This is a genomic window from Pseudomonas sp. Pse1, assembly GCF_024519635.1.
Taxonomy (GTDB): Bacteria; Pseudomonadota; Gammaproteobacteria; order Pseudomonadales; family Pseudomonadaceae; genus Aquipseudomonas.
On sequence record NZ_JALJRO010000011.1, the window covers coordinates 148,349 to 158,620 of the forward strand.

12 protein-coding genes are annotated in these 10,272 nt (G+C 60.2%); 7 read left to right on the forward strand and 5 right to left on the reverse strand.

What is annotated here, in order from left to right:
* Positions 1 to 117: 117 nt before the first annotated feature.
* The 3 genes from NR126_RS17570 to NR126_RS17580 form a co-directional block, all read right to left on the reverse strand.
* Positions 118 to 1,512, reverse strand: a complete 1,395-nt coding sequence (locus NR126_RS17570) for a VOC family protein (RefSeq protein WP_256830726.1) — start codon at positions 1,510 to 1,512, stop codon at positions 118 to 120.
* Positions 1,513 to 1,627: 115 nt separating this feature from the next.
* Complete coding sequence (locus NR126_RS17575; protein WP_256830727.1) at positions 1,628 to 2,557, reverse strand: alpha/beta fold hydrolase; 930 nt, start codon at positions 2,555 to 2,557, stop codon at positions 1,628 to 1,630.
* Positions 2,558 to 2,576: 19 nt separating this feature from the next.
* Positions 2,577 to 4,031 carry an NAD(P)/FAD-dependent oxidoreductase gene (locus NR126_RS17580; protein ID WP_256830728.1) on the reverse strand — a complete coding sequence of 485 codons (1,455 nt, stop codon included), beginning with the start codon at positions 4,029 to 4,031 and terminating at the stop codon, positions 2,577 to 2,579.
* Positions 4,032 to 4,223: 192 nt separating this feature from the next.
* Here NR126_RS17580 and NR126_RS17585 point away from each other — a divergent pair, with 192 nt between their 5' ends.
* A complete protein-coding gene (locus NR126_RS17585) occupies positions 4,224 to 5,297 on the forward strand; it encodes a diguanylate cyclase (protein ID WP_256830729.1) in 1,074 nt (357 codons plus the stop codon).
* Positions 5,298 to 5,350: 53 nt separating this feature from the next.
* Here NR126_RS17585 and NR126_RS17590 read toward each other — a convergent pair whose 3' ends face one another.
* A complete protein-coding gene (locus NR126_RS17590) occupies positions 5,351 to 5,962 on the reverse strand; it encodes a glutathione S-transferase (RefSeq protein WP_256830730.1) in 612 nt (203 codons plus the stop codon).
* Positions 5,963 to 6,326: 364 nt separating this feature from the next.
* Between NR126_RS17590 and NR126_RS17595 the strand changes: the two genes are divergently transcribed.
* Together NR126_RS17595 and NR126_RS17600 are read left to right on the forward strand one after the other, a co-directional pair.
* Positions 6,327 to 6,731 (forward strand): TraR/DksA C4-type zinc finger protein, encoded by a 405-nt coding sequence (locus NR126_RS17595; protein ID WP_027616194.1) that lies wholly within the window; start codon positions 6,327 to 6,329, stop codon positions 6,729 to 6,731.
* A 245-nt stretch (positions 6,732 to 6,976) separates the two neighbouring features.
* Positions 6,977 to 7,192, forward strand: a complete 216-nt coding sequence (locus NR126_RS17600; RefSeq protein ID WP_027616195.1) for a hypothetical protein — start codon at positions 6,977 to 6,979, stop codon at positions 7,190 to 7,192.
* Positions 7,193 to 7,272: 80 nt separating this feature from the next.
* Here the strand turns inward: NR126_RS17600 and NR126_RS17605 are convergent, their stop codons facing one another.
* Entirely contained in the window at positions 7,273 to 7,521 is a 249-nt protein-coding gene (locus tag NR126_RS17605) for a hypothetical protein (protein ID WP_105754909.1), read from the reverse strand.
* 429 nt (positions 7,522 to 7,950) lie between these two features.
* Here NR126_RS17605 and NR126_RS17610 point away from each other — a divergent pair, with 429 nt between their 5' ends.
* From NR126_RS17610 to NR126_RS17625, 4 genes are all read left to right on the forward strand, one after another.
* Positions 7,951 to 8,400: a hypothetical protein gene (locus NR126_RS17610; RefSeq protein WP_033865878.1), complete on the forward strand. Its 450-nt coding sequence runs from the start codon at positions 7,951 to 7,953 to the stop codon at positions 8,398 to 8,400.
* Entirely contained in the window at positions 8,401 to 8,604 is a 204-nt protein-coding gene (locus NR126_RS17615; protein ID WP_027616198.1) for a hypothetical protein, read from the forward strand.
* A gap of 120 nt (positions 8,605 to 8,724) precedes the next feature.
* Entirely contained in the window at positions 8,725 to 9,738 is a 1,014-nt protein-coding gene (locus NR126_RS17620; RefSeq protein WP_105754907.1) for an ABC transporter substrate-binding protein, read from the forward strand.
* 96 nt (positions 9,739 to 9,834) lie between these two features.
* Entirely contained in the window at positions 9,835 to 10,272 is a 438-nt protein-coding gene (locus tag NR126_RS17625; protein WP_027616200.1) for a DUF3995 domain-containing protein, read from the forward strand.

Below are 10,272 nucleotides of genomic sequence, written 5' to 3' on the forward strand. Positions count from 1 at the left end.
GCCCAGTATTTTGGCTCTTTACCAGTGCAAGGATTGCCGAGGCCAGAATACTGGGCGAACTTCCTCCCAACGTTCGACAAACAACATTCGAAAGTACTATTGACTCGAATGTCCGGACTACATTCCTGATGATTTCAACGCGGATAGACAGTCGTCTATCGAACGCTGTTGCGTCTGCGCATACAAACCCAACTCGTCGATAGTCCTGCGCCCCAGGGCCTGCTCGAATGCGGCCTGGTTGGCGTGTTGGGCGTAGTGACTTTGTGCGGCGTCCCCCAGATTCGACTGGAATATCCCTGCGGCACTGACCGGCAAAAAGTCCTCATACACCAGCGGCTCCATGTACAGGTAACCGGCGTCGAGCAGGGCGTCCAGGTCCAGGCCCTGCAACTCGGCGGCGGACGCGGTCTGGCCCTGCTCGCTGACGAAGTAGCGAAAGTACGCGAGGCCTTGCTCGCGCAACTCGGCCCAGGTGTCCGGGAAGGCCTCGAAGTGCTGCTGCATCAGGCGGTTGTAGCGCTGAGCATTGGCCTCGTTGGGGAACGCCTTGAGTTCATCGCGGGCGGCATTGAGCAGGCGGTCGTAGAGGGCGCGACCTTGGGGGGTGAGGGCTGCGCCACGTTGTTCGATTTCGCCGAAGCGTGCGCTGTGGCTGCCGCTGGCCTGTTGCTGGTCGGTGAAGGCAATGGCTTCGTCCAGCGCCTTGAAGCTGGTCTGGCGCAACAGGATCGGGCATTGCCGACGCGGTGGGCCTTCGATCACCGCCTTGGGTGTGATGCCGTGGACCGGCATTTGCGCCTGCACGATATCGATGTCCAGGGTGCGCGGGGTCAGGTGATTGATGTGCGGGCCCTTGAATGCGACCACGTCGGCGATCAAGCGATGCTGGGCGCTGAGCTGCTGGTATTGCTCGGCCGTGACCGTGGCGCGGTGGTGCCAGCGGAAGGTTTCCAGGGCCTGCTCGACAAACTGTTCGACCTGCTGCTCGTCGAGACCGCCATGCTGTTCGGCGTGGGCGATCAGTTCGAGGGCCTTGGTGGTGAAGATCGAACGTTGCGCCAGCACCGACTCGGCAAAGTGGCGCAGTTCGGAATTTTCAATCAGTTCCAGGCGCAGCAGCGAGGTGAACACCCGGAACGGGCTGACCTGCAAGGCACTTTCATGCACTGCGCGGAATGCCGTGGAATGCACCGGGACCCCGGCCGGCGTAAGGTCGTAGTAACCCACCGGCTGCATGCCCATGACCGCGAACAGCCGGCACAGGGTGGCCAGTTCTTCGGCGGTGCCGACGCGGATCGCGCCATGGCGTTCCAGGTCCAGGCGTTGGATTTCGCCGGTGCTGTGCAATTGCCGGGCGATCGCCGGCTGCTGTTCCAGCAACTGGGCGTTGGTCTGCGCCACCAGTTCCATCAGTGCGCCGTACAGCGGCACTTCTTCGCGGTACATGTCTGACATTGCCCGCGAGAAGCGTTGGCGGATCAGGTCAGGGCTGACGAGGTTCGGCGTGTTCATCAATTTGCATCCCGGCACGGTGACAGTGGAGTAGGCCGATTCTGTTCGGCACTGTGCGGGCTGGCAAACGAAGTTTCTTCAGAACTTCATTCTGCAAATGACTGGTGCCTGGCGCTTATCGGCGTGGCCGCTCGAGAAACTCCCGGTAAAGGGCGGCCATGTCTCGCGGGCGTTCGACCATCGGCATGTGGCCGATGCCCTCGAGGATTTCCAGGCGCGCCCCAGGAATGCCATTGGCCCAGAGTTGCGCGCTGCTGACATGCAGCAGGCGGTCCTTGCGTCCCCAGACCACCAGGGTCGGCGCGAGGATCGCTGACAGGCGTGCGGTCATGGGTTCGCTGGCGTGGAAGTCGTCGAAGATTTCCGCCAGTTCCTCGCGCCGCTCCTGATAGCGCTCGGCAATCGCGGCCAGGACAATGCGCGGCACCCAGGGCGGGGAAGCCATGGTCATGCCGTAGAGTTGCCGGAAGTCGGCCGCTGAATTGACCAGGAACGGATTGCGCCCGGCCTCCAGCATGCGCCCCATGTCGCTGGGCTCGGGCGAAGGGAGGCCGGCGGCATCGAGCAGGGTCAGCGAGGCGACGCGCCCGGGATGGGTAGCGGCCAGCCAGGCGGCGATGTAGCCGCCCATGGAGTTGCCGATCAGGTGCACCTTGCCGATGCCGCAGACGTCGAGCAACTGGATCATCCGCTCGGCCTGGACCGGGATGTTGTAGCCGCCACCCGCCTTGAACCCGGTTTCGCCATGCCCGGCGAGGTCCGGAATGATCACCCGGCAATCGTCGACAAAATGCTTGGCGAAGCGCAGCCAGATGCTTTTGTCGGCACTGAAACCGTGGAGCATCAGGATGGTTCGGTCGGGCGTGTCGGGGCCGGCCTGGTAGGTCACCATGCCCATCTCGGCGATCGGCATGGTGATTTTGTCCAGGCGATACAAGCGCGCCTCCAGAGCGATGCTCGCGTCGTAGATGAGGTGGCCGAGTCGCGGCCAGGTGCGCCAGGTCCATAACACAAGCAGTGCGACAACGATCAGCACGACGAACATCGACTTCTCCCTAAAACACTCAGGACAAAATATGGTCGGCCGGTTTCAGCCGTCGGGTCAATTGGTGGTAGCTGAAACTGAAGCCGGGAAACATGGCGATCACGTGGCCGCTTTTGCTTTGGTACCAACTGTGGCAGCCGCCGGATTGCCACACGGTGCGTGCCATCTCCTGGTGAATCATCTGCGTATAGGCCTGCTCGGCCTCCCGGCGCACCTCGATGCTGCGCAACCCCTGATCCTTGAGGGTGCGGATGCAGTCGAGGATGTAGTTCATCTGCGACTCGATGATAAACAGCGCTGAAGTATGGCCGATGCCGGTGTTGGGGCCGGTGACGATGAACAGGTTGGGGAAGTCCGGCAGGCTGGTGCCCAGGTAGGCGCGCGGGTACTGCGCCCAGGCGTCACTCAGGCGGGCGCCGTGTTTGCCCAGTACAGGGTAGGCGATCACACCGTCAGTGGCGTCGTAACCGGTGGCCCAGACGATCAGGTCGAGGTCGATGTGCTGGCCGTCGAGAGTCTGGATGCCGCGCTCATCCAGGGCGGCGATGCCCTGGTCACGGCCATGCAACGTGACGTTGCTGCGGCTCAGGGCCGGGTACAGGGTGCTGGAGAGGATCACCCGCTTGCAGCCGATGGTGAAATCCGGGGTGAGTTTCCTGCGCAACTCGGCGTCCGGCACCTGGCGCTTGAGGTGGCGCAACGCCTGGCCCTGGACCAGTCTCAAGGCGCTGGTGGAGTACTTGAAGGCAATCACCCGGGTTTCGAATTGCCAGTAAATCAGCCAGCGCAACAGGGTGTAGGCCGGCTTGATACCCAGTAGCCAGCGCTGAAAGCGGCCGAAGCGGCGGTCGGCGCGGGGCAGCACCCAGTGGGCGCTGCGCTGGAAGACATGCAGCTGCGCCACCTGCGGCGCCAGCGCGGGAATGATCTGTGCGGCACTGGCGCCGCTGCCGACAATGGCCACGCGTCGGTTGCGATAGTCGTAGTTGTGATCCCAGGCGTTGCTGTGAAAGCTCTTGCCGGCAAAGCGCTGCAGGCCCTTGAAGGGCGGGACAACCGGTTGGCTCAACGGCCCGGAGGCATTAATCAGGAACTGCCCACGGAAAATACCTTTGTCGCGGGTGAAGACCTGCCATTGCCGGGCATCCTGATCCCACTCGACGCGCTCGACATTGGCCTGCAATTCGACCTTGTCGCGCAATTGGAAGTGATCGACGACGTACTGGGTGTATTGCTGCAGTTCGGCCTGTTCGGCAAACATCTGCGTCCAGCGCCAGGAGGCGAACGACAGCGAGTAGAGAGGCGAAGGTACATCCACTGCGGCACCGGGGTAGGTGTTCTGGCACCAGGTACCGCCAAAAAAATCCCGTCGTTCCAGCAGGCGGAAATCACTGATTCCCGCCTTCAGCAGGTTGACTGCCGCACACTGGCCGCCAAACCCGCTGCCGATGATCAGCACCTGATAGCTGTGCATGCGCCTCCTCGCTCAATGTGCAGACTGCCTACGGGCCCAGGGTGCAATCATTCCCTTTCATTTATAGTCAATCTTTCGCCTGGTCGCCGGTGATGGCTATTTGCCGTTGCCCTGATAGACTCGATGCTATTCCCGAGTGGGTGAGCCGTTGCTGGTGGATTCCCTGCTGCAGCCAAAAGGAGCGTTGGGCCCATGCAATCTGTTGTCGGCAAGGGACTGTTACTGGCCAGGAGGCAATACCGCTCGCGCACCCTGGGGGTGCTGCTGGGCCTGCTGTGCGTAGGTGCGGCAGTCCTGCCGCTCGACCCGCCCAACTGGCTGGTGGCGCTGATGCTGTTCAACGGCCTGTTGTGGCCGCACCTGGCCTATCAATGGGCTCGTCGTTCGGCGTCAGTGTTTCACGCGGAAAAGCGCAGTCTGCTGATCGATTCGCTGATGGGCGGCTTCTGGGTGGCAGCCATGCAGTTCAATCCGCTACCCAGTGTCGTGACCTTGTCGATGATGGCCATGGGCAATGTGGCCCTTGGGGGCGTGCGCTTTCTGCTGCTTGGTACCTTGGCCCAGTTGCTCGGCCTGGGTGTTGGGCTGCTGCTGTTTTTTCCGGCCTCGATACCGGCCACCAGCCCCCTGCAGCTTTACGCCTGCCTGCCATTGCTGACGCTTTACCCACTGGCGCTGGGTTGGGTGTGCTTTCGTCAGACCCACGCGCTGAGTCAAAGCCGGCGCCAACTGCTCGCCCTGAGTCGCACCGACAGCCTGACCGGCCTGTTGAATCACGGGGCGTGGAAAGATGCCCTGGAAATAGAGTTCCAGCGTTGCCAGCGCCAACAGAGTGGCGGGGCGATCGCGCTGATCGATATCGACCACTTCAAAGCCATCAATGACACCTACGGTCACGTCGCCGGTGACATCGTGCTGCGCCAGTTGAGCAAAATCCTCAAACAGAACCTGCGTGCCACCGACATCGCCGGACGTTATGGCGGCGACGAGTTCTGCGTGATCCTCCCCGATGTACCGCTGGCCCGTGCCGTGCAAGCCATGGACGCGCTGCGCGATCGTTTTGCCGGCCTTGGCTATGAGCACAATCCTGCGCTGCAAGTCAGCCTGAGCATCGGCCTGGCCGCCTTCAATCCGATGCACAGCGACGCCACCCAATGGCTGAGCGACGCCGACCTGGCGCTGTACGCGGCCAAGACCACCGGGCGTAATCGGGTTATCTGCCATGCTGACGGGTTGGTGCAGCGGGTGACTGCGGGGACGGTTTGAGTTGGGGGGTGCTGGCTTGACAGCGGTGAGGTCCGAGCATACAGGCCAAAAAATCAGTCCAACGGCGCCTCAATAAACGCCGGCAACTGCTCCGCATAGGCCGTGAACTCACTGATCCTCGGAAATTGCACCACATCCACCTGATCCGCCACCACCAACTGCGTAAAGCTCCAGGCCACGGCCAGGGTGATACCGTCCTGCTCCAGGCGACCATCCATCCTCAGCGGCTGCTTCTCAAGCTCCTGCTCCAGCGCCGAATACGCCGCGTGCAATTGGCCACTGACGCGCTCGAGCCAAGGCGCGTGTTGTTTCTCTTCGGGACGCAGGTTGCGTTCGTAATAAATCTGCACCGACTTTTCGCACGCCGCCAGCGCCAGGCCAATCAGGCGCAGTGCGCGCAGGCGTTGGGGCAGGGCGCTGGGCAACAGGCTGTTGCCAGGACCGCTCAAGGCTTCCAGGTACTCGATGATCAGGCTGGAATCCATCAGTACTTCGCCATCATCCAGCACCAGGGTGGGCGCCTTGACCACCGGGTTGATTGCCTGAAATGCCTCGAAGCCGCGAAATACCGAGATCGCCGCGTGCTCGAATGGGATGTCCAGCGTCTTGAGGCTGATGGCGACGCGCCTTACGTAGGGTGAGTCGAGCATTCCGATCAATTTCATGTGCAGCTCCTTGGACGTTGGGTGGCGAGTGTCTGACTCTAGCGCTAAATCCACGGTGATCCAAAGGGCCTTTCGGGGCTGGCAGCCGTTGGTCTTCTATATACAGCCATTGCAGGGAATTTCTTGCTATAAACACACTCCGATAACCGCCCCAAAGCTTGCCGCAGAGCAATTTCCGGGCTTTGTCTGACAAATTCCCTGTCTTTTCAGTTGCTGAGGCTGTCACTCGGCCTTAGACTGCCGCCCCTCGTAAATTGAGTGCCGGGTGGCGCTTGGAATGTATGGCGCCTTTCCGAGACCGTTGCAGGTCGACCGGAACGCTCCCTGATTCGCCTTAATGCACGTATTTTTTATAGAGAAATCAATGACAAAGGATAAGTTGCTGGCCATGCCGGCGGATGACTACATGAATGCCGAGCAACAGGCTTATTTCACAGAGCTGCTGCAAAACATGAAGGTGGAAACCCACGAGCGTATCGAGCAGAACCGTATCGCCATTGAAAGCCTGGACTCCCCGGCAGACCCGGCTGACGCGGCTTCGGTCGAAGAAGAACGCACCTGGCTGGTGAACGCCATCGACCGTGACCAGCGCATGCTGCCACAACTCGAGCGCGCCCTGGAGCGTATCGGCGACGACAGCTTTGGCTGGTGTGACGACAGCGGCGAGCCGATTGGCCTGAAGCGCCTGCTGATCAGCCCGACCACCAAGTACTGCATCGAAGCTCAAGAGCGTCACGAGCAAATCGACAAGCACCAGCGTCAAGCCTGATTCGCTGTCTCAGCCCGTCTGGGCTGTCGCACAAAGATCGCAGCCTGCCCCATCGTCCGGTGAATGAACCCCGGGCGTAAGGGTGGGCTGCGATCTTTGCGTTTCGTCGTGGGCCGATTTTGCAGGCGCGCTGCCACGGCATTGTTACCGACTGCGCAACTGAATAGTGCAGGCATATGGCTATTTATCTCTCTGTGAGTTCATTAAAATAGTTAGCAGGCTAATGAATATCCTGAGGTAGATCCATGCAATGCAAGGTTGATGTCGCGGTCATGATAGGCAGTGGTGTGCCGGCCGGAATGCGCGCGCTGGGAAAGCGGGTGTGTTGGGTCGTGCTGCTCAATGGCGAGCAATGCGGTACCGCATTTGCCAGTCGCAGTGAAGCGCAGGAATGCAGGTCCGCGTGGCTGGCGCAATTGAACGTCGAGCCAACGGCATGGCAACAGCAGGCGGGTCGGTAGGTCTTCGATAAAGCGCCGCAGTGGGCGCAGTCAGGTCGTTTGATTGACGAGTGGACTGCGCCGAAGGTGTGGGCCGTTATTCAATGATTGACTTCGAGTTGACGGGCGAGTGCGCAGGCTTCGTTGTGATTGGCGCGGAATCCTCTTACGCGACCCGTGGCGATTTCTGTGATATGAAAGAAACTATTCCCCGCCAAGGTCACCTGATAACGCAGTTGAACCGACGGTTCAACGTCCGCTTGCTGTTCGTTGCAGCTCCCGTGTTGCGGAGTGTGGGGCCGATAGAGTGCGATTGGCGGGTTATGACTTGAAGTGGTTTGTGGGCGCATATGAATTCCTTTTCCATGGGTTGCCGACGGTTGCACAACACTTTCGGTAGTCGAGAAGTGCATGGCTGCTCTAGAATTGCCTCCACTGACGGAGGCCGCTGCTTATCTAAAGCAATTTTTTTCCGGCGATATGTCAGAGAAGGTGTTTTTTACGTAGGGTTTTCTCCCTAAAGTTGATATTTCTAGTTTTTCTGACTGTTAGAGGGATAAATTCCTTCAACATCTGACGACAGTCGGGCAAGACGCAAGGACAGGCAATCCAGTAGCCTGCTCCCGTTACGCACTGAAGTGATCGCCCTGCGACTTCAAGGTTAGAGCCTGGTCATGGCTGCAACAGTTCGGTATGGCCGTTATTGATTGCCCGTTTTTTTCACGGACAGTGTCATTTTCAGAATTGGGGATATTTCGTTGGCAGTAAGTAATCTCGATATGCACGCTTTGTTTGTGCTCGGTGATCTGCGCGCAAAGCTGGTTAAACAGTTCCAATCGCGCTTCGTCTACATCACCGAACAAACCCCCGAAGGTATATACGTCGCCGAGATCGACACCGAGTCGGCGCTGGTGGTGGACGACAAGCAACGACTTGAACTCAAGGTAGGCGATCACTTTCGCGCGGCGGTATTACCCAGCCGTGAAGGTGGCAAGATGGAAATCAAGTTTCGCGAGATCAAGTTGACCGTTTATGGTCTTGGCGATTACGCCTTTGTCTCCACCGCCGATGGTCATGCGATTGTATTCAAGGAAGGCCACAGCGTGGTCACTGTGTTCGCCGCCAACCAGCAATTGCAGGAAGGCCTGACCAAGACCCTCAAAGCGGTAACGGCCAAGGCCGCGAAGTTCCGCAAGGGTGAGTTGGTATCGTTCAAGGCCAGCGAATAAATGAGCCTGTCCCGCGCCGAATTCCACGAACAGAACCTGCAGGGCGCACGCGCCAAGGCAGTCGAGTTGTTCGCGCAAAAGGCGCAGATGCAGGGCGCCTGGCTGAACTGGGTGGCCGCACAGCTCTACCTGCTGCGGCCGCCGGAATACGCGAGCATGGTCCGCAGAGAGTTGCAGCGCTTGCAGGAACCGTCAGCCGAGTAAGCCTCGTTGCATCGATGTCAGGAACCTCTACTACAGTCCACTGACTGAACAAGCAGAGGTTGGCGATTGTTCTTCGCCAAGCCGTCCTGTCATCGCTGTGAACAGAACGAGGTGCAAGGCATGAAAGGATTTCGACTGCTACTGGCCAGTACGCTGACCGCCATGGGGCTGCTGGGCACGCCCGCTGCGGCCAGTGCTGCCCAGGCGCCGATCCATTTCGCCGACCTGAATTGGGAAAGCGGCAGTCTGATTACCGACATTTTGCGGATCATTGTCGAGAAGGGTTACGACCTGCCAACCGACACCCTTCCAGGCACCACCATTACCCTGGAAACCGCCCTGGCCAACAACGACATCCAGGTGATTGGCGAGGAGTGGGCCGGGCGCAGTCCGGTGTGGGTCAAGGCCGAGGCAGAAGGCAAGGTGGTGAGCCTGGGCGATCCCGTCAAGGGCGCCACCGAGGGTTGGTGGGTGCCGGAGTACGTGGTCAAGGGTGACCCTGCCAAAGGCATCAAGCCCCTGGCGCCCGACCTGCGCAGCGTCGCGGACCTGAAGCGTTACAAGGATGTGTTCGCCGATCCGGAAACCCCCGGCAAGGGGCGCTTCCTCAATAGCCCGATCGGCTGGACCTCGGAAGTGGTCAACCAGCAAAAACTCAAGGCCTATGGCCTGAGCGATAGCTATGTGAATTTCCGCAGCGGCTCGGGCGCGGCGCTGGATGCGGAAATCACCTCGTCGATCCGGCGCGGCAAGCCGGTGCTGTTCTACTACTGGTCACCGACGCCCTTGCTGGGGCGTTTCAAGCTGATCCAACTGGAAGAGCCGCCATTCGACGCCGAGGCCTGGAAGACCCTGACCGACGCCGATAACCCCAATCCCCAACCGACCCGTTCGCTGGCCTCCAAGCTGTCGATCGGTGTGTCTACACCGTTCCAGAAACAGTACCCGCACCTGGCCGAGTTCTTCAGCAAGGTCGACCTGCCCATCGATCCGCTGAACAAGGCGCTGGCACAGATGAGCGAACAACACAGCACTCCGCGCCAGGCCGCCGAAACCTTTATGAAGGCGCATCCGGACGTGTGGAAGGCCTGGCTGCCCAAGGACATCGCCGACAAAGTGGCGATCGCTCTTTAGCCGACGACCGGCACCGAACATTGACAAAGCGCAAGGCGACGACATTCGCACTGGACTAGGCTGTTTGCTCTGCCAACGTTGCGAGGAATTTCGATCATGACCTTCGTGCTTGCTCAGTGGATCGCTGCTGCCCTGGTGCTGATCAGCTTGATCCACGTGTATTGGGCCTTGGGTGGGCAATGGGCGACAGACGTCGTCATACCGCAGATACCGGGACGAGAAGGGCAGGGGTTGCGCCCGGCGTTCAAACCTTCCGCACTGCTGACCCTGGCAGTGGCCGTCGGGCTGCTGCTGGTGGCACTGATTGTCAGCCTGCGGGTCGGGCTGTTCGTGCCGCAGATAGAGCACTGGTCGCTGCAATGGCTGATCAGCGCCATGGCCTTGCTGATGTTCGCCAGGGCCATTGGCGATTCGGAACTGGTGGGCTTTTTCAAGGAGCGGGCGGGCTCGAAGTTCGCCCGCCTCGACACCTGGGCCTACTCGCCCCTGTGCGTGGTGCTGGGGGCCGGTCTGCTGGCGGTTGCCTGGGTTTAA